This window comes from Micromonospora sp. ATLC16 (assembly GCF_057196645.1).
The window spans coordinates 1-223 of record NZ_JBXUOW010000209.1; the positions used below are offsets into that span (position 1 = coordinate 1).

1 rRNA gene is annotated in these 223 nt (G+C 63.2%); it reads right to left on the bottom strand.

Features of this window, described 5'->3' with window-relative positions:
• Nucleotides 1-223 (bottom strand): 23S ribosomal RNA (locus AC2CHE_RS27080); the annotation flags it as partial.

A 223-nucleotide genomic window follows, 5' to 3' on the forward strand; every position in this document is an offset into this window, starting at 1 on the left:
TGTCCATCGACTACGCCTCTCGGCCTCGCCTTAGGTCCCGACTCACCCAGGGCGGATTAACCTGGCCCTGGAACCCTTGGTCATCCGGCGGAAGGGTTTCTCACCCTTCTTCCGCTACTCATGCCTGCATTCTCACTCGTGCCGCGTCCACAACTCGATCACTCGGCTGCTTCACCCCCGGCACGACGCTCCCCTACCCACCCACACACCTGCACACCACCCC